The sequence below is a fragment of the Candidatus Chlorohelix allophototropha genome (assembly GCF_030389965.1).
In the GTDB taxonomy this organism is placed as follows: Bacteria; Chloroflexota; Chloroflexia; order Chloroheliales; family Chloroheliaceae; genus Chlorohelix; species Chlorohelix allophototropha.
The window spans coordinates 1,711,434-1,735,055 of the sequence record NZ_CP128400.1 but is presented as its reverse complement, the minus strand read 5'-3'; the positions used below and the strand labels follow the sequence as shown (position 1 = coordinate 1,735,055).

General features: G+C 48.2%; 20 protein-coding genes. 9 read left to right on the top strand and 11 right to left on the bottom strand.

All coding sequences use genetic code 11. From position 1 onward, the window contains the following. Window positions 1–23: 23 nt before the first annotated feature. Window positions 24–596 carry a DUF2085 domain-containing protein gene (locus tag OZ401_RS20000; RefSeq protein WP_341470289.1) on the bottom strand — a complete coding sequence of 191 codons (573 nt, stop codon included), beginning with the start codon at window positions 594–596 and terminating at the stop codon, window positions 24–26. 197 nt (window positions 597–793) lie between these two features. Between OZ401_RS20000 and mobA the strand changes: the two genes are divergently transcribed. The 4 genes from mobA to OZ401_RS19980 all read left to right on the top strand — a co-directional run bounded on the left by mobA (window position 794) and on the right by OZ401_RS19980 (window position 4,236). After that, the gene (gene mobA / locus OZ401_RS19995) at window positions 794–1,414 is read left to right on the top strand and encodes a molybdenum cofactor guanylyltransferase (protein WP_341470288.1); all 621 of its coding nucleotides are present in this window, start codon (window positions 794–796) and stop codon (window positions 1,412–1,414) included. Window positions 1,415–1,466: 52 nt separating this feature from the next. Further along, window positions 1,467–1,952: a DinB family protein gene (locus OZ401_RS19990; protein WP_341470287.1), complete on the top strand. Its 486-nt coding sequence runs from the start codon at window positions 1,467–1,469 to the stop codon at window positions 1,950–1,952. 67 nt (window positions 1,953–2,019) lie between these two features. Then, window positions 2,020–3,507: an IMP dehydrogenase gene (gene guaB / locus OZ401_RS19985; protein ID WP_341470286.1), complete on the top strand. Its 1,488-nt coding sequence runs from the start codon at window positions 2,020–2,022 to the stop codon at window positions 3,505–3,507. A 267-nt stretch (window positions 3,508–3,774) separates the two neighbouring features. Next, window positions 3,775–4,236 carry a hypothetical protein gene (locus OZ401_RS19980; RefSeq protein ID WP_341470285.1) on the top strand — a complete coding sequence of 154 codons (462 nt, stop codon included), beginning with the start codon at window positions 3,775–3,777 and terminating at the stop codon, window positions 4,234–4,236. A gap of 22 nt (window positions 4,237–4,258) precedes the next feature. Here OZ401_RS19980 and OZ401_RS19975 read toward each other — a convergent pair whose 3' ends face one another. Beyond that, window positions 4,259–4,783 carry a tetratricopeptide repeat protein gene (locus OZ401_RS19975; protein WP_341470284.1) on the bottom strand — a complete coding sequence of 175 codons (525 nt, stop codon included), beginning with the start codon at window positions 4,781–4,783 and terminating at the stop codon, window positions 4,259–4,261. Between the two features lie 444 nt (window positions 4,784–5,227). Here OZ401_RS19975 and OZ401_RS19970 point away from each other — a divergent pair, with 444 nt between their 5' ends. After that, window positions 5,228–5,827 (top strand): methyltransferase domain-containing protein, encoded by a 600-nt coding sequence (locus OZ401_RS19970; protein ID WP_341470283.1) that lies wholly within the window; start codon window positions 5,228–5,230, stop codon window positions 5,825–5,827. Here OZ401_RS19970 and OZ401_RS19965 read toward each other — a convergent pair whose 3' ends face one another. The 6 genes from OZ401_RS19965 to OZ401_RS19940 all read right to left on the bottom strand — a co-directional run bounded on the left by OZ401_RS19965 (window position 5,828) and on the right by OZ401_RS19940 (window position 13,224). Beyond that, window positions 5,828–8,104 carry a VWA domain-containing protein gene (locus OZ401_RS19965; RefSeq protein ID WP_341470282.1) on the bottom strand — a complete coding sequence of 759 codons (2,277 nt, stop codon included), beginning with the start codon at window positions 8,102–8,104 and terminating at the stop codon, window positions 5,828–5,830. Between the two features lie 182 nt (window positions 8,105–8,286). Beyond that, the gene (locus tag OZ401_RS19960) at window positions 8,287–8,994 is read right to left on the bottom strand and encodes an ABC transporter ATP-binding protein (RefSeq protein ID WP_341470281.1); all 708 of its coding nucleotides are present in this window, start codon (window positions 8,992–8,994) and stop codon (window positions 8,287–8,289) included. 25 nt (window positions 8,995–9,019) lie between these two features. Then, window positions 9,020–9,799 carry an ABC transporter ATP-binding protein gene (locus tag OZ401_RS19955; protein ID WP_341470280.1) on the bottom strand — a complete coding sequence of 260 codons (780 nt, stop codon included), beginning with the start codon at window positions 9,797–9,799 and terminating at the stop codon, window positions 9,020–9,022. Next, window positions 9,796–10,761: a branched-chain amino acid ABC transporter permease gene (locus OZ401_RS19950; RefSeq protein WP_341470279.1), complete on the bottom strand. Its 966-nt coding sequence runs from the start codon at window positions 10,759–10,761 to the stop codon at window positions 9,796–9,798. The genes OZ401_RS19955 and OZ401_RS19950 overlap by 4 nt, the downstream gene beginning before the upstream one ends. Window positions 10,762–10,779: 18 nt before the next feature. Then, window positions 10,780–11,835 carry a branched-chain amino acid ABC transporter permease gene (locus OZ401_RS19945; protein WP_341470278.1) on the bottom strand — a complete coding sequence of 352 codons (1,056 nt, stop codon included), beginning with the start codon at window positions 11,833–11,835 and terminating at the stop codon, window positions 10,780–10,782. A 69-nt stretch (window positions 11,836–11,904) separates the two neighbouring features. Beyond that, window positions 11,905–13,224, bottom strand: coding sequence for an ABC transporter substrate-binding protein (locus OZ401_RS19940; RefSeq protein ID WP_341470277.1), 1,320 nt, complete (start codon window positions 13,222–13,224; stop codon window positions 11,905–11,907). A 379-nt stretch (window positions 13,225–13,603) separates the two neighbouring features. Here OZ401_RS19940 and OZ401_RS19935 point away from each other — a divergent pair, with 379 nt between their 5' ends. Continuing rightward, window positions 13,604–15,109: an aldehyde dehydrogenase family protein gene (locus tag OZ401_RS19935; protein ID WP_341470276.1), complete on the top strand. Its 1,506-nt coding sequence runs from the start codon at window positions 13,604–13,606 to the stop codon at window positions 15,107–15,109. Window positions 15,110–15,154: 45 nt separating this feature from the next. On the opposite strand, the gene OZ401_RS19930 is transcribed toward OZ401_RS19935, so the two are convergent. Beyond that, window positions 15,155–15,784, bottom strand: coding sequence for a LysE family translocator (locus tag OZ401_RS19930; protein ID WP_341470275.1), 630 nt, complete (start codon window positions 15,782–15,784; stop codon window positions 15,155–15,157). A gap of 505 nt (window positions 15,785–16,289) precedes the next feature. On the opposite strand from OZ401_RS19930, the gene OZ401_RS19925 reads away from it, so the two are divergent. After that, window positions 16,290–17,273 (top strand): Gfo/Idh/MocA family protein, encoded by a 984-nt coding sequence (locus OZ401_RS19925; protein WP_341470274.1) that lies wholly within the window; start codon window positions 16,290–16,292, stop codon window positions 17,271–17,273. 71 nt (window positions 17,274–17,344) lie between these two features. Here the strand turns inward: OZ401_RS19925 and OZ401_RS19920 are convergent, their stop codons facing one another. Both OZ401_RS19920 and OZ401_RS19915 read right to left on the bottom strand, forming a co-directional pair. Next, on the bottom strand, window positions 17,345–18,838 hold the full coding sequence (locus OZ401_RS19920) for a tetratricopeptide repeat protein (protein ID WP_341470273.1): 1,494 nt from the start codon (window positions 18,836–18,838) through the stop codon (window positions 17,345–17,347). Window positions 18,839–19,126: 288 nt separating this feature from the next. Continuing rightward, window positions 19,127–20,527, bottom strand: coding sequence for an RtcB family protein (locus OZ401_RS19915; RefSeq protein ID WP_341470272.1), 1,401 nt, complete (start codon window positions 20,525–20,527; stop codon window positions 19,127–19,129). A 329-nt stretch (window positions 20,528–20,856) separates the two neighbouring features. On the opposite strand from OZ401_RS19915, the gene OZ401_RS19910 reads away from it, so the two are divergent. After that, a complete protein-coding gene (locus OZ401_RS19910) occupies window positions 20,857–21,309 on the top strand; it encodes a hypothetical protein (protein WP_341470271.1) in 453 nt (150 codons plus the stop codon). Between the two features lie 178 nt (window positions 21,310–21,487). Next, complete coding sequence (htpG, locus tag OZ401_RS19905) at window positions 21,488–23,377, top strand: molecular chaperone HtpG (RefSeq protein ID WP_341470270.1); 1,890 nt, start codon at window positions 21,488–21,490, stop codon at window positions 23,375–23,377. The last annotated feature ends 245 nt before the right edge of the window (window positions 23,378–23,622 follow it).

Sequence of the window (23,622 nt, the reverse complement as noted above, 5' to 3'; positions counted from 1 at the left end):
ATCTCTTTACACCTTCTCAGGAATTATTTTCCGATGGCAAGTTCATGCACCGCTTCAGGTAGATAGAAATCTGGTTCAAGCTTATCCTCGGCTTGCACCTCTTTTTCGGGCAAGGGCGAGAACAGGAAAGGCGCAAAAACCAACGCGCTTCCACCCAGAAAGCCGGTTGGGAACATCAACCACATGTCGGTTTGCCACAAATCAAGCCGTTGCAAAGCGCTATCGATGAGCCACGGCATAAATAAAAGCGCAATTAAGGTAGCAAGGTGCAGGCGGTTGCGCGGTAAACGGGCACGCAACAGCCCCGTGTAATAATAAAGTAAACTTGTTACCAGTAAGCCTGTACATGCGCCAAAACAACGCGCACACACCATCATCGGTTCCCCACCTATAGTAAAGCTTTTCTCGGTGTGTGCGCAAATGGCTTGCCCGATGTTCCAACTAAAATCGGCGATATCCATAAAAAGTGGAACACCACTGCTCCACAACAGCGGCACCAGTATAGGTCCTAAAAAGACAAAAACCACCGTTACCTTGCCGACTAAACGGCGATTGCAATGGTTACGGTGTATGGATAAATTCTTAGGTAGCGCCATAGGTGGAATTGATGGTGTCCAGAAAAAAGATTAAAAATACAAAATATTGCAGTCTTAAAATTTCAGAGCACATCTTAACACGGCTTAAGGTGAGCCGCAACTTTATTATGATTGCAATACATTGTAGGTTGTGGTAGCATAAAATTGATAATTATGACCTAAAGTATGGACTCAGGTCAGCGTTATGAGGAGTACAGTTGAGTAAAAACACAGGTGTTATAATTTTGGCAGGTGGTCGGAGCCGTAGGATGGGCATTGACAAAGCCTTGCTGAAGTTTGAAAAGGACGGTTTGACTCTGCTTGAAATGATAGTAGAGGCGGCTCGCCCGGTAGCAAGCGCCGGTATTGTGCTTGTTACAAACCAGCCCGAAAAATACGAGTTTCTAAAACCAAGCCTGCAGGTAGTAGTAGATAATCAACCGGGTGGCGGTCCTTTGGCGGGTCTTGAAGCAGGTATAGAAGCTCTGGTGGCACAACAATATCTTTTGCTGGCGTGTGATATGCCTTTTGTCCAAACCGAGTTGCTTAAAGCGCTGGTTGAATGGGAAGAAGAAGGCAAATCGAGGGACGCTTTGGTGCCGTTGAACCCGGAGGGGCTACCTGAGCCACTTTGCGCTATTTATAACGCAAGGGTGTTAGCGGTTGTTAAAGAATATCTGGGCGAAAATAGATTTAAAATGTCCGACTTTCTGGCTTCGATAGTTACCCGGTACGTGTTAAGCAGTGAGTTGGAACAATATGACCCGGCTTTGCGCAGTTTCTTAAATCTTAATACTCCTGCGGATTTCGAGCGCTATAAAGCGGTTTTTAGTAAATAGTACTGCTTATCAATTCACTAAACCGGCATCTGACACAGGGAGTAGAGATATTATGTTCGAGTCCGAAACTATAGCCCAAGCAAAAGTAACTATCAAGAAGCTTTCAGAACTGACTCAGCTTCTAAACCGGGAAATAGAGGGGCTCAGCCCAAAGCTTTACGAATTTAAACCCACTCCACAGGAATGGAGTGTGAAGGAAATTATCTGCCATATGCGCGATGTTGATGAAATATTTCATGATCGTTGTGTACGTATGGTGGAAGATGATGAACCGTTCCTTCGTTCCTTTAATCCCGATGAGCTGGCAGAAGAAAAAGGTTATTCACGCCAACTTTGGGAGGAAGTACTTCAGGAATGGGACACCAATCGAGAACGCAATCTTGAGTTATTCAAGGGCTTAGGTCCTTTACAATGGCTGAAAGGCGCTTTTCATCAAGAACGAGGGCATCTCAATGTTATGGATGTTGCCTCTGCTCTGGTAAGCCAAACTGAGGAACATTTGGAACAGATACGTAGTAACTTGAAAATAGCCCATTGAGTGTGTAAGACCGTAAGCCCCGAGCGAGTCGGGGCTTCTTTGTATTCATTTATATGAGGATGGAGTAATGGCAATCAGTGACCGTTTTGTTTATACGGGTTTAACTTTTGACGATGTGCTTTTGATTCCCTCAGATTCGGAAGTTATTCCTGCTACAGTGGATGTTTCCACTAACCTGACCCAGAATATTAGATTAAAAATCCCGTTGCTTAGTTCTCCGATGGATACTGTTACTGAGGCACGTATGGCTATTGCGTTGGCTCAGGAGGGTGGTCTAGGCGTTATCCATCGTAACCTCACTATTGAGCGTCAGGCGGAGGAAGTGGATAAGGTTAAACGCAGTGAGGCGGGTATGATTCTCGACCCTATCACGCTTAAGCCCACTACCAACTTGAGCGAAGGTTTAGCGATGATGGAGAAATTCCATATCAGCGGTATTCCCATCACTGATGATAGGGGTTTGCTGGTAGGTATTCTCACCAACCGCGATATTCGCTTCGAGGAAGATTTTAGTAAGCCCATTTCGGAATTGATGACCAATAAACGGTTGATTACCGCTCCGATGGGTACTACGCTGGATGAAGCCAAAAAAATCCTGCATCAGTATCGTATCGAGAAGTTGCCGATTGTGGATGAACACGGCTTTTTGAAGGGTTTGATTACCGTTAAGGATATTCAGAAAAAGATAAAATATCCCAATGCTGCCAAAGACCATATCGGTCGGTTGCTGTGTGGCGCGGCGTTAGGGGTTGGACGCGATATGCTGGATCGGGCTGGCGAACTGGTACGCCACAATGTGGATGTACTGGTGTTGGATAGCTCTCATGGGCATGCGCGGGCAGTACAGCGGGCTGTAACCCAGCTTAAAGAGAAATTCCCCAATGTGGCGATTATTGCCGGAAATGTGGCGACAGGCGATGGTACGGAAGCTCTGATTAAAGCGGGTGCGGATGCGGTTCGAATCGGGGTAGGTCCCGGCTCAATCTGTACTACGCGCGTGGTAACAGGGGTGGGCGTGCCGCAGGTAACGGCAATTATGGAAGCTGCCGAGGTTGGCGCAAAATATAATATTCCGGTTATAGCGGATGGTGGTGTGAAATACAGTGGCGATATTACCAAGGCATTAGCGGCGGGTGCAAGCACCGTTATGATTGGTTCGCTATTCGCAGGGGTAGAAGAAAGCCCCGGAGATGTGGTTTTATTCCAAGGCGAACACTTCAAGGAATATCGCGGGATGGGTTCGATGGGGGCGATGAAAGCGGGCGAAGGCGCACGCGAGCGTTACCATCAGGATGAAATAAAAGATTCGGTTAAGCTTGTGCCGGAAGGCATTGAAGGGCGCGTGCCATATCGCGGTTCTCTGAGCAATCTGGTATTCCAGTTAATGGGCGGCTTGCGGAGTGGTATGGGCTATGTGGGGGCAGGTTCTATTAATGAGCTTCAAACCAACTCACGCTTCATGCAAATTACTTCCGCCAGCTTGAAAGAAAGCCACCCGCATGATGTCGTTATTACCAAAGAAGCGCCTAATTACGAGGTGAGATACCGAGATTAGGTTCAGAATCAAATAATAGAGTAAAAAGCATATAAATTGGACGGGCTAACCACCCGTCTATTTTAATGCTTTAGACCTATAAAAGGACGTGTTTTGAAATCCTTTGTATATTTTGTAACGATGATTCGCATGTTACAATTATCACAACTTGTGATTATTTCTGGTATCAGTTTATGTTCACTGCTTTCCCATTTATAAAATACTGTAGTATTGTTAACTGTTTATTTTTAATTAGGCAGTACAACTTATCCTGGTCTTGGGTGACTTATGCAAAATAATACTGAGGCTGAGTGTAGCTACCAACTGGATGCCTGGATTAATTTAAATCGCGAACAGATTCTGGTAGAAACAACACAGGCAATAAAACAATCCGGTAACACCCATTTTCAAGATTTATCAGAAGAAGTGCTTTTCTACTTGACCGAGCGTTATTTGCCCTTTAGTTGTTTCCAGCCCCTGAACGGTAAAGAATATTCTACCTTTGCCACATTTTCTCTGAAAAGAGGCGCTTGCCTTGAAGAAGAACTGAAAATTCTCCGGTTATTTTATAGAACTCTTGAGTCCATAATTTGGCACGATCGAGACTTGGAAACAAGTTTGCGCCAGTTTATGTGCAAACGTATTCAGCTTACCGGAACATTAGTAAGCGCCGGGCTGACCACTGCCCATCTCAAATGTTTGATGCATGGGGGCTATAATCAAGGTGCATTAAACGACCGATCTGCGTGAGATTTACACGCTGCGATTACTGCTAAAGATCAAGAAAAGATTGTGCGGCGGTTAGCATTTGTGCTTCGGCGAGATAGCCGAAATCTGATAGTATTTCGTCCAAGCGGTATATTTTACCTTCTAGGCGCATACAAGCTTGGTAATGTAAAGCCGCCCGCACTTTTAATTCGTTTAGAACTCCACGTTTGACCAAATACTCCGCTACCTTCACCTGTACTTTATCGTTGTCGTAATACTCTTTCGGGGTTTTGAGGGTTGCTTGTTTAGTATTTGTGCGCTCTTTTTTTTCCACCAATTCATAATATCTTTTTGCGATAGTGTTCTGCGGATTGCGGCTTAAAATCCGATTGAGGTACATTTTAGCTTCTTCCGGGTTGCAGGAGAGTCGCCCACACCAAATTAGCGCGGTTTCATTAGTCGGTTCAAGTTCAAGCGCTTTCTGAAAATGTTCGAAGGCTGCCTGTTTGTTGTCCTGATGATATTCACAAATACCAAGAGCAATTAATCTGCGAGTTGTTACGGTAGCAGTTTCATTATCGATGACCATAATGCCCCTCCAATCAGGAAGTTCGAACAACAGCTTATTTCTTTTAAATGGCGAGTAAGCGAAGAAATAGTGGGGTGTGGTTTTGCTTCACTGTTGGAAAAATACCCTTACTTACTCTTTACTACTACTATATTAAATTTAACAAATATTGCATTTTTATACTGTGATGCAATTACTTTATTAATGTGACTCTGCGCACTTGTATGCTATTATTTCCCTACGTGGTCTGGAGAGAGAAATTGCCCGATAAAAGAACTATGCTTCAAATATCCGACTTGCTATTACTAAGCTTTATTCGACTGCCCCATCCAACGCGCTACTTTTCTTGTTCTGACCGCTGTTTATAAGGTAAACGCTGAGTTGGCAAAAATACATGGCAAGGGCTATGTTTGGACTCGGTTTGTTTGAGCTAAAAGTTAAATTTGCTTAAGGAAGTATAAAACTATGAACGCATCATTTTGGGATGAACGCTATCGTGAAGGGCGCGCCGGTTGGGATATTGGAGAACCCGCCCCGCCCTTTGTGGAATTTCTCCAAGAGCAGGATGCCCCAAGCTTCGGCAAAATCGTTGTGCCCGGCAGTGGAAACGGGCATGATGCTTTATTTTTTGCTGCGAAAGGGTTTGAGGTAACGGGTTTTGATTTTGCGCCTTCTGCCGTAAGCACCAGCCAGAAACGGGCTAAAGAGATGGGGTTATCACACCAGATAAACTTTGTTCAACAGGACATCTTTAAGTTGCCCAACCCTTACAAGGGCAGTTTTGATTTTGCGGTAGAGCATACCTGTTTCTGTGCCATTGATCCCGGATTGCGTGAGGATTATGTGCATGCTATTCACTCGCTACTCAAACCGGGAGGGATGCTGGTAGCGGTGTTTTACACGCATGGTCGGGAAGGCGGTCCTCCCTTTAGCACCAGCGCAAACGAAGTTACACAGCTTTTCTCAACTAAATTCGAGATTAAACGGCTACATCCACCTAAACGCTCACATCACCAACGCGCCGGAGAAGAGCTTTTCGGGCTATTACATGCGAAGCCATTATAATTAATCCACCAGTTTTGCGGCTACCACCAGCGCTTCATCTACCAAATATTGCAAAACTAGCCGTCTTTTCTGTCCGGCGGTGGGAGTTACCGGATTGGTATCCGGCTGATCAGCTAGATTAAAACTTAGCTTGAAGGGATGGCTCAGGAGTTGCTTCAGGCTCTCCTGTGCCATGCCAAGTTCGTTTTCGTTCTGCGCCTCCGCATAATAGCCCCCTGACATTTCAGCCATTTGGCGCAAACTAGAGGCAGCCTGTGGGGTGGGGCGATAGCTGACCACATAAAGGTTCACGTCATATTCCAGCAAGCGGTCTAGTATAAATGAGGGGCGCGTTAACGGGCTGAAGTTATCGCCCCCGGCGGTAAACAATACCAGAGCTTTGCGCCCGCTACTCCCCTTGAATTGTTCTACCCCATTGAGCAGCGCATCGAAAGTGGCGTTTGCCCCATCCGGGCGGTAGTTTTTCAAAGATTCGGCGATTTTGGTTGGGTCGCTCCCCAACTCTACCGCGATTTCCGATGTGACGGCATAGCGCAGCAAGCCCAAGCGGCTTTTATTATTAAAGTTTGCGCTAATCAGGTTGATACTATCTTTGGCACGGTTCAGCACTGTTATAGGCATATTTTCGCTGGTATCGAGTGCAAATAGCGCCGTTACCGGCTCGTCTGTTTGCTCAAGCTTCATAACGGTTATCTCCCGCCCATCCATGTAAAGGCGCAAACCCTGACTTTTTATATCTTGTACCGGCTTGTTATCACGATTAAGCGCGTTGAAGAACAAGGTTATTAGCGGCTCTTTCGCGCTGAATTGCTGAAGCAAGAGCCTGCCCGGTTGGGTTTGGGCAGAAGCAGTGGTAACGGGCGCAACTGCTGCCGCGCTCGGTAAAATGGTCGGGCGTAAATTTGCTGTATTGGTGGGACTGTCTGTAGGCGCGATGGTGGAAATAAGTGGCACGGTTTTTTCGGTGGTGATTGCCAGCGCCGCAGTAGTAACAGGCTCGACTTTGTTTCCAAAGCTCCACCAGTTTTGCGATAGTCCGATGATAGCCACCGAAACCAGCGCCACTACCAGCACCGCTACCGCACTCCATAGCCCGCTACGCCGGGTAGGATAGTGCTGTCGATGGGCTACCGCCAGTTCATCGCGTAAGGCTTGGAAGGTTGGGAAACGCCGTTGTGGTGTAAGCGCAAGCCCTTTTTCGAGCGTTTTAACCAGTTTGCGATCAAGGGGTTGCCCGTTATGCTCGAACAACAAAGCCCTTCCGCGATTGCGATACTGGGTAAGACCCTCAATATCGGCGGTAATCATATAATAAAGGATGGCGCAGACGGTAAATTCATCGCTGCGTTGGTCTCTATCCGAACGCTTGCTATATTCGGGTGGTAAAAACAAATGGGCATGTTCAGTCGCAGGCATGTCAACAAATTCAAAATCAGGTTCTAACTCGCCCTCTGCCGATACCTTAATATCGTGCATCCCATGTGCGCCTGTTCCCAACCAACATTTAGCCTGTTTTTTCGGGTAATATGCCAACAAATTGTCGCACAGGCTCAAAATTAAATCTAACGCTTCGGCTTCAGGTAGGTTGCCTACCTGTTCAAGAAAACTATCGAGCGCGATATTCTTCAGGTTGGCGGGGGTGCGATAGTATTCATGCTTATCTTCTACCAGACGGTCGGATTGCTCTTTAAATTGTGAGTCGGCGCTATAAAGTGCAAAGCTGCCGTTATAAATATGACGCGCTAACAACTTACGCCCGTTGTCGGTTAGCACGTAAGGTTCATATAGCGATTTTACCTTGTGGATTTTGCCTTGCACTCTAGCGGTTTCTTTATCAGGCGCGGGAACTTCTGGGGCATTGCCTGATTCGATAACTGCTAATCCGGTTTCTTCAGGCGAAATTTCGCGCAATTCGGCGTTAATCACTTCTTCAGCGGTGGGGTAAACGCTAGTTCCGGTGTTGCCAAGCTTGATTTCGACTCCCGCTTCAGGCTGTGGCAAATCTTGCGCAGGCTCAGGGATTTGAGGCGGCTCGGCAAGTTTTTCCAAACCAACCCGCGCGATTCGATTCTCAGCGTTGAGCGACAGCACCCGCTCGAAACACTCTTTTTTCCGCTCAGGTTCTTCTACTAATGCTGCCAGCCACAGCCATGCTTTTTCGTTGGTGTGGTCTTTGTAGATGGCAAGACCAACCAAGCGGCGGGCTTCTGCTTTGCGTTTGGCTTTGAAAGCGGCAATGCCCTGTTCGAGCAGCAAATCTGACTTGCCGGGTGGCATGCTCTTACCTCATTCTTTTAGGCTCAGTTTGGAAATAGAAAAGTGTCCGAAAAGCACGGGGACCCGAAAGTTAGCCTAGTTTAATACTTTATGGCAGAAAGGTCAATATAAAATACACCCGATTATGATGGTTTAATGGAAAACTTAACTTGAATCTTAGTTGACATAACGCATTACGAATTTCAGGAGTGTTTGCCGAGATAAGCCTCCACGATGGTAGGGTCGCCCTGAAGTTGGGCAGCCGCGCCTTCTTTTACCACGCGACCACTTTCCAGCACATAGGCGTAATCTGCCACTTGTAAGGCTTTGCGGGCGTTTTGCTCTACCAGCAGAATAGTAGAACCTTGCGCTTTTAGCTCGGAAATGATGCTGAACACTTCCTGCACAATAAGGGGCGCTAACCCCAAACTCGGTTCGTCCAGCATCAAAAGCTGAGGTTTTGCCATCAAGGCGCGTCCTATCGCCAGCATTTGCTGTTCACCCCCTGAAAGCAAGCCTGCCAGTTGCGTGCGCCGCTCTTTAAGGCGCGGAAAGCGGGTGAAAATAGCTTCAAGATCGCGGTTTATACCCCTGTCACGGCGCGTATAAGCCCCAAGCAACAGGTTTTCTTCAACCGAGAGCGGGGAGAGAATTTGCCGACCTTCCGGCACTTGCACCAGACCAAGCGCGGCAACCGAATCGGCTCGCCATCCGGTTATATCTCGCTCTTTATAACGAATATAGCCGCTGCGAGGTTGGAGTAACCCACTGATGGAGTTTAGGGTGGTAGATTTTCCTGCGCCGTTCGCGCCTACCAACGCCACCACGCTGCCTTCCGCAACTTTAAGGCTGATGCCTTTTAGTGCAGCGATAGAACCATAATAGGTGTGTAGATTTTCAACAATTAGCATTACAGAGTTTCCCGGTATGAATTAATCAAGCGGCTTCATCGCCCAGATATGCCTCGATAACTTTGGGATCGTTGCGGACTTCTTCCGGGCTACCATCGGCAAGCTTGCGTCCGAAACTGAGTACCACTACTTTATTACTAATCCGCATAATTAAATCCATGTCGTGTTCGATGATAAGCAAGGTCAGCCCGTTACTTTTTAATTCTAGTAAGAAATTGGATAATTGCTCGGTTTCGTGGCTGTTCATCCCGGCAGCAGGTTCGTCCAGCAATAGCACGCGCGGTTCTAACGCCAATGCGCGCGCAATTTCCACGCGGCGTTGATCGCCGTAGGAGAGCGCACCCGCCGATTTCTTCGCCAGCGATTCCATGTTGAGACGCTGCAAAAGCTCTTGCGCTTCGGTGCGCGTGGCGCGTTCGGCGCGAGTGCTGCGTGGCAAGTGCAAAATTGTTTCCAGTAGGCTACCGCGCTGCTTGAGATGATGCCCTACCATCACATTTTCCAACACCGAAAGCTCGTTGAATAGGCGGATATTCTGAAAGGTGCGACCTATTCCAAGCGCGGCAATTTGATGGGGCTTCAATCCGGTCAAGGTTTTGTTATCCAGCGTAATTGTGCCGCTTGATACAGGTTGCAAACCGCTCAGCACGTTTAGCAGTGTGGTTTTGCCCGCGCCGTTTGGGCCGATAAGCCCACAGATTACCCCCGCCGATACTTCAAAGCTGACCTCACGCAAGGCTGCCAACCCGCCAAAGAAGCGGCTCACCTCGTTTAATTGCAATAGCGTGGGATTATTAACGCTCATCCGGTCTTGACCTCTTTTTCTTTTTCCGTTGCAACCTCCGCAGCGTTACCTTGTCCGCTTTTGCGCTTGCGCCACAAACTGCTCCAGAAGCGCGGGTCGCTGATGCCGCGCGGTAAGTAGATAATGGCGATCATGATTATCAAACCGTTTACGATTTCGCGCTGGTCTTTCAGGAAGCGTAGAATCTCCGGCAGCGCGGTCAATAGGATTGCGCCTAGCACCGGACCAATCCAAGTGGTCATACCGCCTAGCACCGCCGAAGCGAGTATATCCACCGCTCGCCCGAAAACGTAATTGCGGGGTTCGATAACGCGCACAATGGGGGTGCTGAGTGCGCCTGCGCCTGCCGCAATACCAGCGCCGATTACAAACGCCAACAAGCGGTAGCGCACCACGTTGATACCGAGCGTGGAAGCCGCCGATTCATCCAAGCGTATTGCAGATAGCACACGTCCGAAACGGGATTTTTGCAAGGTAATCATGAAATAAATCAGGACGGCTACATAGAGTAGCAGGGGCCAAGTGGTTTCCGGCAAGCCCAGTATATCCTGCGGGCTTTTATATTTGATGGTAATTCCTTCTGCGCCGTTAAAGACGTTGGTATTTTCGTCGCCGGTAAAGGCTTTCACCACTTTGTCGCCATTCAGGAAGAAAATACGCACGATTTCACCGAAGCCAAGCGTAGCGATTGCTAGAAAGATTTCGCGTAGCCTCACTATCAGCAAGCCGAATATTATTGCCACTACCACTGCGACAATAATTGCCAGCAAGAAGCCCCCGAACAGCGGAAAATCGGTACGAGTGGCGATAACGGCAGCGGTGTATGCTCCAATTGCCATGAATCCGGCGTTAGCCAGAGAAAGCATTCCGGTGAAGAGAGTAATAAAAATACTCAGACCTAGCGCGATATTTATCAGGCTAAAGTTGATGGTGGCGATATTGTTACTGATAAAATCCGGCATTTGAAAATTATCCCGATACTAGGCGCGAGTGCTGCTGCCCCGTCCGAACAAACCGGAAGGGCGCACCAATAACACCAGAATTAGCAATCCGAATACAAAGGCATCCCTGAAACTGCTGTCCAGATACGCAACACTCAATACGCGCAACATTCCTACCAGAAATGCTGCGGCAACTGCGCCCCAAATGCTGCCCATCCCGCCCACGATGATTACGGTAAGCCCTGCGAGTTCTACATCATTGCCCATAGTTGCGTCAATACGACGCACTGCCAGTCCCAACAAAACCCCGGCAGCCCCTGCCAGCGCGCCCGATAAAAAGAAGGTTTGGGCGATAACGAAGTCAACATTGATACCGAGCAAACGCGAGGTGCGTTCGTTAAAGGCGATAGCACGGATGGCACGCCCAACCTGAGTGCGGGTTATCAGGAAATTCAACGCCAGCATCAACACTACACCGATTACCAGCACCAGCAATTGCACCGGGGCAATTACTGCGCCACTTACCAATTGTATCGGCTCGTCCGAAACGGTGCCGGGAGGAAAGCGCGCTACTTGCGCTCCAAAAATCCCCTGCGACAGGCTAATGAGAATGATGGATGCGCCGATGGAGGCTATCATAGGGGCGAGGTGCGGCACTTGGCGTACTTGCAAGGGGACTTTCGTGAGGTAGTCTTGCACTACCCCGACCAACATAATTATTGCGCCCGCTCCGATAAGCGTCCATTTGAGCGGGTCATCCCATTTTCCTACAATTCCCAGCAGCAAAATTAAAAAGCCGCCCCACAAAACCAGCCCGCCGCGAGTAAGAGTACGTAGCGGCTTGAATGCCAAGCGGTCGAGCAAAATTGCCAGTAACCCCGCCCCGATCATGGCAGCCGGAATAGCAAGCCACAATGACCAATTGAGCTTGGTTACGCAAACAAAACCGAAAAATGCGCCCCACATGTAGGTTGCGCCGTGAGCAAGGTTAACGATGTCCAGCAAACCGAAAACCAGCGTATAACCCACTGCAAAGAGAGCCAGCGCTGCGCCTTGCCAGATTCCGTTCACCAATTGTTGAGGTAATTGTTCCATTTAAGCTGTGGTGGTGTGCTATAGAGAAAAAGAAGAGAAGCGCACTTTCGCGCTTCTCCCTCAAGATTGTTATTTGAACAGTTCAAACTTGCCGTTCTTGACGATTTGCAAGATCGGGGTGTGAACCGGGTTGCGGGTATCGTCAAACGAGAACTTACCCAGAATGGTATCAATATCCTTCAATTTTGCCAGCGAATCGCGAATCGCGGTTGAATTGGCTGCGCCGGTATTTTTGATAGCGGTAGCAAGGATATAAACACCGGCATAAGCCTGTGCTGCGAATTGGTCTGGGGCGGTTCCGTATTTGGCGGTGTAAGCTTTTACGAAGTTCTGGTTGCCGTTGGCATCATTGCTGATGAACCATGCCGCGCCGGAAATCGCATCTTCAGCCGCTGCGCCTGCCAGTTTGGCAAGTTGCGCAGAGTTGAAGCCGTTGCCGCCGATGAACTTCACGGTGGTGGGAATACCCAACTGGCGACCTTGGCTCATAATACCGGCGGCTTCTTCTGCCAGAGCCGATACGATGATGGCATCAGGGTTGAGCGATTTAATCTTGGTCAACTGCGCCGAGAAATCGGTATCGCCCTTCTTGAAGGTTTCGGTAGTCAGGATTTTGACCCCATTATCATCCAGCGCCTTTTTGAAAACATCGTAGCCGGATTTGGTAAAGGCATCATCATCACCGTACATTACCGCTACATTCTTGTAGCCAAGCTTTTCCTTAGTCGCTTTCACGGTGTTCGGGATTACCGAGGCTTCGGGCAGACTGTCGCGGAAGACGTAATTGCCGATTTCTACGATACCACCGGCGGTATTGGAAACACCCAATACAACCACTTTCTTATCCTGCGCTACAGGATTGGTAGCAAGCGCAGTGCTGGAAAGAGTCGGTCCGAGAATCGCCACAACCTTATCTTGATTGATCAGTTTGTCAAAGGCAGGGATACCGCCTTCTTTGACCGAGCGATCATCTTCGGTAATCAGCTTGATTTTGGCAGTGCCGAGCATGCCGGACTTGTTGATTTCATCTACTGCCATATCAGCGGCGTTTTTCTGGGAAGGTCCGTAAATCGCTGCGCCTCCGGTTAGTGACCAAACCGCGCCGATTGGAATATCACCAGTCAAGGTACTAGCAGCAGCAGCAGTAGTCGCTCCAGCGGCAGTGGTAGCAGCGGCAGTAGTCGCGCCGGATGCGGTGGTCGCAGCAGCAGTGGTAGCGCCAGCGGCAGTAGTCGCGCCGGCAGCAGTAGTGGCAGCTTTGGTAGCCGCCGCGGTAGTAGCCGGGACAGGGGTGGCAGTATTGTCACCGCAAGCCGCCAACACTAGCGACACCAGCATAACCAGCGCCGCTAAAAGGCTGACTTTCAGAAAACCTCGTTTAATAGTCATGATACAAAGCTCCTTTGTCCTAGACGCTCGCTTCGCAATAGAATACGAGCGCTCCTCCTTATACACTTTAATTCCTTAATATTATTATCAGGTACAGCAGCTTTGTGGTAGGTTCAATGGTTAACGCGAGAATATTAACATGTTTGCTGCTTAGAGGCAATGTAAAGATTTTTGAGATAGCTCGGTTGTATGTTTGGAAGGGGGTACAGGTGGAACGCCTGTCGGGGTCGCAAGGGGTGTCACCTTGAACTACCTCACCTCTCCCTCCTACATAAAGCAGCAGGATAATCACTAATAACGTTTCTGGATATGGTTTTTTGTAAATAGGTTATACTGAAATTAGCCGTTAAATGAAAATATTTGTAAACAGGAGGAAGATATGGTAGATAAAGCTGAATCCGAAATAATCAAGGCAAAGAACTTTATTGGCGGCAAATGGGTAGAGGCTAAGGACGGCAGAACCTTTGAAAGTCAAAACCCTGCCAACGGTAAGTTATTGGGTGTTTTGCCTCGCAGCAGCCCGGAAGATGTCGAGGAAGCGGTGGCGGCGGCTCGGAAAGCCTTTGAAAGCTGGAGTAAGTATCCTGCGCCGCGTCGGGGTGAAATTCTTTTTAAGATTGGCGCGTTGCTGGCTGAACGCAAGGAAAAAATCGCGCGTCTGATGACTCAGGAAATGGGCAAAGTGCTGGTGGAAGCGCGGGGCGATGTTCAGGAAGGCATTGATATGGCTTTCTACATGGGTGGAGAAGGTCGCCGCCAGTTTGGAGTTACTACGCCCAGCGAAATGCCCAACAAATTTCAGATGGCGGTACGCGACCCCATTGGGATAGTGGCAGTGATTACGCCTTGGAACTTCCCGATGGCTATTCCAACTTGGAAGATTTTCCCGGCGCTGGTAACGGGCAATACCGTGGTTTTCAAACCAGCTACCGATACCCCGTTGGTGGCGGTTGAACTGGTAAAGATATGCGAAGAAGCCGGACTACCTGAAGGCGTGCTGAATATTGTGCTTGGCACAGGTGCGGAAGTAGGCAACGCGCTGGTGCAACACCCTGATATTCAGGTTTATAGCTTTACGGGCAGCACCGAATCTGGTAAGAAGGTTCTGATTGAAACTGCCAGCCGCTTAAAACGGGTTTCACTTGAACTTGGCGGGAAAAATGCCATTATGGTGATGGAAGATGCCGACCTAGATTTGGCTATGGACGGTATTATCTGGAGCGCTTATGGGACTACCGGGCAACGTTGTACCGCTTGCTCACGCCTGATTGTGCATAAGGCGGTAGAACAAGAGTTGACCGAGCGTTTGGTGGCGCGTATTGAGAAATTGCGGTTGGGCGATGGCTTGCTGGATACCACCGAAGTAGGTCCCATAATTAATAAGACACAGCGTAGCAGCGTCCATGAGTATGTAAAAATCGGGCAGGGCGAAGGGGCAAAACTAGCAACGGGCGGATATGTGGCAGAAGAAGCGGAACTGGCAGCAGGTTCGTTTTACCGTCCCGCGCTTTTTACGGGAGTAACGCCCAATATGCGGATTGCACAGGAAGAAATCTTCGGACCGGTGCTTTCGATGATTTCGGTGGGTAGTTTCGAGGAAGCCATCAAGGTGAATAACTCGGTCAGATATGGTCTATCCTCCTCAATTTACACTCGCGATGTGAATCGCGCTTTCACCGCAATCCGCGATATTACTTCCGGTATTCTCTATATCAATGCCGGGACAATCGGCGCAGAAACACACTTGCCTTTTGGCGGTACGCGCGAAACTGGAAACGGGCATCGTGAGGCAGCCTGGACTGCGATTGATTTCTTCACCGAGTGGAAAGCGGTTTACGTGGATTACAGCGGCAAACTGCAACGCGCTCAGATTGACATGGACTAATACGGGCGGGAGTGTGGAGTCTTTTTCCGCACTCCCCCTTGTTTTCTAACTGCGTTCGCTCAAGGCGATACGCACCCCTAGTAAAATAAATACGCTTCCGGTAAACCAGCGTTGCGCTTTGGTGAAGCCGGGTCGGGTGTTCAGAAAAGAGCTTGCCCCGGCTGCTACCCACGCGACCCCACAGTATAAAATCGTGCTGCTGGTATTGAATAGCGTACCCAGAAATAGAATTTGCCAGAAGGCATTGCCCCGACTTGGGTCGGTGAATTGTGGTAGGAACGCTAGAAAGAATAAAGCCACTTTTGGGTTCAATACGTTAGTAACCACCCCTTGCCGGAAGATTCTACTCAATTTTTCTTGCGGTAGCGCGCCGTTTAGCGAAAGGTTCTCTTTGGTGATGAGCGTTTTTATTCCAAGATAAAGCAAGTAAGCTGCCCCGGCATATTTGATCACTTCAAACGCCACCGGAATCGAGATTAACAAGGCGGATAGACCACAAGCTAATAGTAAGGTATGTACGACAATGCCACCACCGATGCCTAATGCTGATACCAGACCAGCCCTGCGGCTTTGTCCTACGCTACGGGCAATCACATAGAGCATATCCGGTCCCGGTACTAGGTTTAGGGTGAGCGAGGCTGTCATAAAAACGAAAATAGTTGAAAGTTCCGGCATTAATCACCACCGTGTGTTTCTTTAACCGATAAGATGCGCAGAATATAGCAGATTGAATGCTGTTGGTCTAGCTATGTGCTGAAGCCTGTTTGCCGCATCAGGGCTGTTGCAAGAAACGTTTTTAGGTCAATAACTGCTACTCCCGCCGGAGAGGAGGAGAGGGGGTGAGTTCAAGGGGACACCCCTTGCGACCCCGGCAGGCGTTCCACCTGCACCCCCTTTCCGAACTTGCAACCGCCTGTTTGCCGCATCGACTTTCCCGCTAAATTACTCGGTTTTGTGCTAATATTAATGCGTAGTTACCCACAGAAATAATTACAAAGTAACAATTCAGGCAGATAGAAAATAGACCTATGTAACTAACGGAATCCGAGCGGGGTTCTCAGGGGTGCAACCCCTGTGCGGGGTGGCAAGGGGTGTCCCCTTGAACTCCTCTCTCCTATTCCCCTTTGAGGGGGTAGGAGGGTGAATAGTTACATTACAAAAAAAGAATGAGAGAGAACTCATGAGCAAAATACGATGGGGTATATTGAGCGCCGCAAAAATTGGCACAAAAAAGGTAATCCCGGCGATGCAAAAGGGAGTTTACAGCGATGTTGTCGCCTTAGCCTCGCGCAAGGCTGAAACTGCTCGCGCCGAAGCCGCGGCTTTGGGTATTTCCAAAGCCTACGGCTCTTATGAAGAGTTGTTGGCTGACCCTACGATTCAAGCGGTTTACAATCCCCTTCCCAATCACTTGCACGTACCGTGGACTATCAAAGCGTTGGAAGCGGGCAAACATGTATTATGCGAGAAACCGATAGCCTTGTCATCTGCTGAAGCGGCACATTTGCTGGATGTTTCCCGCCAATACCCACAACTGAAGGTGATGGAAGCCTTTATGTACCGCTTTCACCCGCAATGGCAACGCGCCCGCCAACTGGTGCAAGAGGGGAAAATCGGCAAGTTGCGCACCGTTCAGACTGTTTTTTCCTATTATAATACCGACCCTACCAATATTCGTAATCAGGCTGACATTGGCGGCGGCGGTATGATGGACATCGGCTGTTACGGGATTTCACTGTCGCGTTTTATTTTCGGGGCTGAACCGACGCGCGTTATGGGCATTGTGGAGTATGATCCCACCTTGAAAACTGACCGGATGGCTTCGGCTCTGCTCGATTTTGGCGATGGTACTGCCACCTTTACCTGTTCAACTCAGTTATCACCTTACCAGCGGGTTAATATTTTTGGGACGGAAGGGCGCGTGGAAATAGAAATTCCATTTAATGCCCCGCCCGATCGCCCATGCAAGATGTGGCATCAGCGTGGTGATGAGATTGAGGAAATCATGCTGGATATTTGCGATCAGTACACTATTCAGGGCGATTTGTTTTCACAAGCGATTCTCTATAACACCCCTGTGCCAACTCCGCTAGAAGATGCGGTTGCAAATATGAAGGTGATAGAAGCGGTCTTTGAGAGCGCAAAAAAGAACGGTTGGGTTTAGAAGGGCGCAAATGAGAAGAACCGGGTTCGTTTCTTGCCCCTAGTTTGCGCTATTTTGGTATGGAATTACAGTTATTGCGCTCGATATACTTCGGCGTATTCCGGGGGTAACGCAATTGTCTTAGAGAGGGTACGGAGTCTTAGAGAGTTACAACATTGTATTCCGGTAAGGGCTTCTACCCTTATTTGTACTGCCAGCGCAACAGGCAGCACCCTTGAATCAAGATCGCCTGCCAGTTGTAACTGCAACCTGTATAGCCGTTCTGCCTCATCTAAGTCTGCTTCGCCCGGTTTCTTCAAAAAGGCGCGTGCCATTTTACCAAGCGCAGGCGCAAGGTATTCAAATCGATGACTGTCTTCGACTATCTCCCCGGCAAGTCGATAAAAATCCAGCGCCTGCTCCCAGTGATCATTATTGTCGTTCTGGGACATAAGGAAATCGCCAATTGCAATAATACTGTCAATCCAGCGTGGGTTGCGTTCTGTACGAGGAAATAGCTCGGCTGCTTTAAATTTTTTCGCTTGCCCCTTCTCGGTTTCGCCTAGCTTAATTTGCGCTTCACCTAGAACAAAGTAACAGCGGGCTATCCAACCGCTGTCCTGTAAGTGGTTAGCGGCTAAAAGCGCCCTGCGTCCGGTCATATAGGCTTTCCACGGTTGCTCTTGTACTAAATAAGCTTGAGCTAACATGTATAACAAATCGTTAACGGCTTCTATCCCCTGCATATAATTGACCAACTTCTCGCCCTCTTCAAACCGCTCTACCGCTTTATCTATCTCACCGTTCAGGTAGTAAGCAACGCCTATTTGCAGCAATGCGTTGGATATTCCGACACGATTTTGATACTGGCGGTAAATTTTCAGGCACTTCTCCAGTAGATTGATAGCCTTGTACCACTTACGTTCAAGGCTGTAACTGCGCCCCAACCAGTAAGCGGTGAAGGCTTCTTCTAGCTCAATCTCGGCAGTAACTTGATCGGGCAAGGTGCGTTTATTTACGAAAGCCATCACTCTAGGAATTTCAACTTCCAGAAATTGACGGCAGGAAGCCTGATCTCCTAGAGAAAAGTATATCAACCCCATGCGATTCTGCGAGCGTAAATAGGGCAGGAAGTATTGGTGTTTTAGGCTAATTTCTCTAACTTTTATCAAAAGGGACTCGGCTTGGCGCGGCTGGTTTAAACCTATCTGAGCTTCAGCCAGCCATACTTGCGCTTCAATAGCCGTTTCAACTGCATTATAAAATTCTGCAACTTTTATCTGACGATTGAAGAAAATAGCAGCATTTTTATATACGCCACGCTGCAATGCCATCCGGGCTGTATAATGATCAAGCCAAATTTGCCATTCAGGATATTTAGTTACATCTTCGTGCAGCATTACTATCAGTGATTTTAATAATTCATAATCGCCTTCAAGAAGGGCTTTATTTGCTTCCTGCTTCCACTGCTCCATAATTAAATGTCGTAAACCCGAATCCGGATTGCCGGTTTTAAGAACCTTAAAAGCTAGGTTCAGGGTATTTAGGCGAGTCTGAGAATTCTCTGGTTGGTTTACACTACTCATAATGCCTTCACTTATATGATACTAGCTAAGGTATGCTTTACGTGTCTATATCGCCATTGAGCAATTGTCGTTGTTTTTATTGTAAGCGAGAGCTTTTAAGATCTTGTTAATAGGCTGTTAATATTTATATAGGTGAATAAACTTTTACCATTTTGTCATCCTCCCAAACCGTAACAGAAGCAGTTATACGCTTTTAGCTTGGTTGCAACCGGATAGTTTTAATTTTTGAGCAAAAAAAGGCAGGAATTGTAATCCTGCCCGTAACTGTGTAGAGTGAAATAAAATCGGCTAATCTAGACCCTTTAATGAAGCCAGCGGCAACAAGCGGTATTGAACTTCCGCCAGTCCCGCTTGTACTACTGCGTTTACTACTTCCTCGGCAGGCTTGTAGCAAGCTTCTGATTCGTCAAGCGGTATATTGCCGTTGTCGTTCACGATGATTCCCGCCTTGCGGTACTCCTCATTAACTTTGGGCTGGTGTAGCTTTTGCTTGGCAGCGCCACGCGATAGCCTACGCCCCGCCCCATGATTTACCGAGTAGCCGCTTTTATGCGCCCCTTCCAGCGGCTTGAGGATGAAGCTGAAATCCTTGTTGCTACCGGGTATGAGAATCGGGTGTCCGGTGTTCTCCCATTTTGTGCCTTTCAAGCCGGGATGCCCTGCCGGGAAGGCGCGAGTTGCCCCTTTGCGATGCACCCACCCCTCGCCGAACTCAGGATGCCATTCTTTCTGTACCAAGTTGTGGCTGATTTCGTAAATCAGTTCCAACTCAGCGTTAAAGACTTGCTTGAAAGCAGTTGCTACCTGCTCAAACAAAATGAGACGGTTCAGAATGGCGAAGTTTCCCCCTGCCGCCACCGCATTGATATAGCTGCGGTGATTGGGAGAATCGGGGGTAAAGTAGCCCAAATCGAGATGCTTTACCTTACCCGGTTTGTCCGAACGCGCCAATTCAAAATAGTTGGTGGCAAGCCCATGCCCGAAGCCCCGACTACCGGTATGTATCTGCACAAAAAGCGTGTCGGTTTCTACGCAGCGTTGCAACTCCATAAAGTGGTTGCCACCCCCCAGAGAACCAAGCTGGGTTAAACCGCGCTCAGGGCGACCGCGCCCACCCCACGGGATTTGCCAGTTGTCATCCACCGGGATGCGGTTTCGCTCTGCCCGACTGCGGTCAAAACTTGCGCCGTATTTGGTGATGTAGTAATCCGCGCCACCTCTCACCAATTTGTTGAACTCGGTTTCGGAGATATAGCGCAATTTGGTGCGGCTATGCCCACCTGCGCCCATTTCCACCAGTTCCATCACTGCCCGATTGAACTCAAGACGCTTTTTAGGAGTAGCTTTCTCTGCCTCAACTGCCGAGCGCGCGCTGATCATACCACAACCGATGTCATAGCCTACCGGTCCCATCGCGACTGTGTCATCGGTGAGAATGACGCTACCCACCGGCACGCCGTAGCCCACATGCACATCGGGCGTGATGGCTACCAGCTTTACGCCCGGAAAGCGCGTAGCATTGACGATTTGCTTATATACATCTTGCTCGACCTCTTCCAGCAATTTTGGAGTGAGGAAAAGGCGCACCGGAACATCTCCGATGTCAGGCGTTTTTAACTCAATATAACCGTCCGGGTGCGGTAAAGTGTAATCTTTCCAATTGTAAACGGTTAGCGGTTTGTCGAACATAAAAAATCACAATCTACCGGAGCTAACCCGGCGCTGGTTTGATAATAATACAATCTATAAATGCTAAAGATTGCTTAGATGATTGTAATATACATCATGCTAAAAATCAAGCTAAAACTTAAATTATTATGAGAGAAATGTGATGAATGTAATACTTTTTGTAATATTACTCTGTTAATATTACGATATTGTTAGAAAGGTCTAACAAAACTTTTCTTTCGTTCTCTTCGCTAAGCAGTTCTGGTTGTTTCCTTGTTTTAGTTCTACATTCTGATTCCCGTAATGTGCGGGTGTGACAAAAGTTAGGTATCTTTTGAAAGGAGCCTTTAATGTTTAAGAAACTTGGCTTGATGATTATTGTTGTGCTCATGATGACCATTGCCTTGGTAGCTTGTGGGGATGAAGCTGCCGTAGTTCCTACTTATAGTGGCGCAAGCACCGTAACGTTGCCCGATTCGCTTAAGACCCAAATGGAAACCAGTATGGGCGCGAACGTTAAGAATGCCAAGATTGAAGCTTTCAAAACCAGTGATGATGCTGCGAAGGTTAAAACTTCGTTGGCGGACGGATTTAAGAAGAACGGTTGGGATGACAAGAGCACAGATTTAGGCGCTACCGGTACTGAGATGGACAAGATCGGCGCATTTGCAATGCTCTACCAGAAAGGTACCAATGCAGCAGGCGTGATCGGCTTCCCCGGTTCTATCGCGGGCGCGATGGGCTTTGCCGGCGCAACCGAAAAGGATACCGTGTATATTATCGCCAGCGGAGCAAGCAAATAAGCTTTTCCCGATACTTTTCTAAACGGTTAGCCCTCTCTTTTGGGAGGGCTACTTTTTGTTGATTTGCTCTAACGCATTTCTAACGGTATGCTTATGTTATTCTAACACTGAATAAGGTAAAAAGACTCTTAGAAGTATCTATCCAAAACAATTTCTATAAGGAGGCTAATTGCAAAATATGAGCGTGGAAACGCAGAAAGAAACCTTAGGCTTTCAAGCCGAAGTAAAACAACTTCTCGATTTAATGATTCACTCGCTTTATAGCAATAAAGAAATCTTCCTGCGCGAGCTTATTTCCAATGCTTCTGATGCGGTGGATAAACTGCGCTTTGAGGCATTATCCGATAGCGCTCTTTATGAAGCAGACTCTGATTTAAAAATACGAATCAGCTATGATAAAGAGGCACGCACCATAGCTATATCTGATAATGGTATCGGGATGTCGCGTCAGGAAGTAATTGATAATATCGGCACAATTGCTAAATCCGGTACTCGCGAATTTTTCCAAGCGTTGACCGGAGATCAACGCAAAGATGCTAACCTAATCGGGCAATTTGGGGTGGGCTTCTATTCCTCCTTTATTGTGGCGGACAAGGTAACGGTTATTACCCGGCGCGCCGGATTGGGCGCAGAACACGGGGTGCATTGGGAATCGGACGGCAACGGCGAATATACCATTGAGAATACTAATCGCGAACTGCGCGGCACAGATGTAGTGTTGCACCTACGCGCCGAAGAAGATGAATTGCTGGACGGTTACAGCTTGCGCCAGATTATCCGCAAATACTCCGACCATATCAACCTGCCGATTGTCATGAAACGCGAGAGTACCGAAGAAGGTGAGCCGGAAGATGAGACGGTAAACAAGGCTTCCGCATTATGGGCGCGTTCTCGCAACGAGATTACGGATGAGGAATATAACGAGTTTTACAAACACGTAGCGCATGATTTTACCGACCCATTAGGGCGTATTCACAGCCGCATGGAAGGCAAGTACGAATATACCTTGCTACTGTATATCCCTTCCCGCGCGCCTTTTGATTTGTACAACCGAGATAGCCGACACGGGGTTAAGCTGTATGTACGGCGTGTCTTTATAATGGACGATGCCGAACAGTTAATGCCTTCCTATCTGCGTTTCGTGCGGGGTGTGGTTGACTCAAGCGATTTGCCGCTCAACGTTTCTCGCGAGATTTTGCAACATAACAAGGTTATAGAAACCATCAAAGCGGGTGCGGTAAAGAAGGTGCTAGGTTTCCTTGAGGATTTATCCAACAATGACAAGGAAAAGTATGCCACTTTCTGGCAGGAATTTGGCTCGGCGCTAAAAGAGGGCGTAGGCGAAGATTCTGGTAATAAAGAGAATATTGCCCGCTTGCTGCGCTTCTCTACCACCCTGAACGATAGCGAGAAGCAGGAATCTTCGCTGGATGATTATATCAGCCGGATGAAAGAGGGACAGGAAGATATTTATTACATCACCGCTGAGACCTTCGCGGCTGCAAAAAACAGCCCGTTGCTGGAAATCTTCCGCAAGAAGGGGGTTGAAGTGCTGTTGCTCGCCGATTTGGTTGATAATTACATGGTTTCGCACATGTACGAATATAAGGGCAAGTCGCTGCAATCTGTTTCAAAGGGCGTGGCAGACCTTGCCGGGATGTCGGACGAGCAGGAAAAGCAAGAACTCCAAAAATCTGCGGATGAGTTCAAAGAATTAACCGAGCGCATCAAGAATACTTTACAGAATAAGGTTAAGGAAGTGCGGGTTTCTAACCGCTTGACCAGTTCACCCTCTTGTATTGTGGCGGACGATAACGATATTGACCCTAGCTTGCGCCGTCTGTTAAAGGCTGCCGGAAAAGATTTGCCGGGTGGTAAACCTGTATTCGAGATTAACCCCAACCATTCGATTCTGCAAAGGCTTAAAGCTGAGGGTGACGATGCCCGTTTTGCTAACTGGACTCACGTATTGTTCGATCAGGCGTTATTGGCTGAAGGCGAACAGTTAGAAGACCCGGTAAGTTTCGTTAATCGTTTGAATGAATTGCTGGTAGCTCTTTCGGCGTAAGGATTCAGATTAGAGATAATGAGGGCGCGGCGTAAAAACCGCGCTTTTTTATTTCAAGGCTATTGCTTCAAAGAATATTTCAGGCAAGGGGTTTATGAAGATTAACATTTAAATCCACAAAACGAGGATTGGGGTAAATCCACCAGATTTTACCATCAAACGCGGGCGCATCGCGATGCGCCCCTACAAATCGGTTCTCATGAGATTTGGTTCGTAGGGGCGGTTCGCGAACCGCCCGGTTTTCT

Excerpts from the sequence above, each read along its gene's own strand:
- OZ401_RS20000 (WP_341470289.1), bottom strand. The coding sequence starts at position 596 with ATGGCGCTACCTAAGAATTTATCCATACACCGTAACCATTGCAATCGC.
- OZ401_RS19990 (WP_341470287.1), top strand. The coding sequence starts at position 1,467 with ATGTTCGAGTCCGAAACTATAGCCCAAGCAAAAGTAACTATCAAGAAG.
- guaB (WP_341470286.1), top strand. The coding sequence starts at position 2,020 with ATGGCAATCAGTGACCGTTTTGTTTATACGGGTTTAACTTTTGACGAT.
- OZ401_RS19980 (WP_341470285.1), top strand. The coding sequence starts at position 3,775 with ATGCAAAATAATACTGAGGCTGAGTGTAGCTACCAACTGGATGCCTGG.
- OZ401_RS19975 (WP_341470284.1), bottom strand. The coding sequence starts at position 4,783 with ATGGTCATCGATAATGAAACTGCTACCGTAACAACTCGCAGATTAATT.
- OZ401_RS19970 (WP_341470283.1), top strand. The coding sequence starts at position 5,228 with ATGAACGCATCATTTTGGGATGAACGCTATCGTGAAGGGCGCGCCGGT.
- OZ401_RS19965 (WP_341470282.1), bottom strand. The coding sequence starts at position 8,104 with ATGCCACCCGGCAAGTCAGATTTGCTGCTCGAACAGGGCATTGCCGCT.
- OZ401_RS19960 (WP_341470281.1), bottom strand. The coding sequence starts at position 8,994 with ATGCTAATTGTTGAAAATCTACACACCTATTATGGTTCTATCGCTGCA.
- OZ401_RS19955 (WP_341470280.1), bottom strand. The coding sequence starts at position 9,799 with ATGAGCGTTAATAATCCCACGCTATTGCAATTAAACGAGGTGAGCCGC.
- OZ401_RS19950 (WP_341470279.1), bottom strand. The coding sequence starts at position 10,761 with ATGCCGGATTTTATCAGTAACAATATCGCCACCATCAACTTTAGCCTG.
- OZ401_RS19945 (WP_341470278.1), bottom strand. The coding sequence starts at position 11,835 with ATGGAACAATTACCTCAACAATTGGTGAACGGAATCTGGCAAGGCGCA.
- OZ401_RS19940 (WP_341470277.1), bottom strand. The coding sequence starts at position 13,224 with ATGACTATTAAACGAGGTTTTCTGAAAGTCAGCCTTTTAGCGGCGCTG.
- OZ401_RS19935 (WP_341470276.1), top strand. The coding sequence starts at position 13,604 with ATGGTAGATAAAGCTGAATCCGAAATAATCAAGGCAAAGAACTTTATT.
- OZ401_RS19930 (WP_341470275.1), bottom strand. The coding sequence starts at position 15,784 with ATGCCGGAACTTTCAACTATTTTCGTTTTTATGACAGCCTCGCTCACC.
- OZ401_RS19925 (WP_341470274.1), top strand. The coding sequence starts at position 16,290 with ATGAGCAAAATACGATGGGGTATATTGAGCGCCGCAAAAATTGGCACA.
- OZ401_RS19920 (WP_341470273.1), bottom strand. The coding sequence starts at position 18,838 with ATGAGTAGTGTAAACCAACCAGAGAATTCTCAGACTCGCCTAAATACC.
- OZ401_RS19915 (WP_341470272.1), bottom strand. The coding sequence starts at position 20,527 with ATGTTCGACAAACCGCTAACCGTTTACAATTGGAAAGATTACACTTTA.
- OZ401_RS19910 (WP_341470271.1), top strand. The coding sequence starts at position 20,857 with ATGTTTAAGAAACTTGGCTTGATGATTATTGTTGTGCTCATGATGACC.
- htpG (WP_341470270.1), top strand. The coding sequence starts at position 21,488 with ATGAGCGTGGAAACGCAGAAAGAAACCTTAGGCTTTCAAGCCGAAGTA.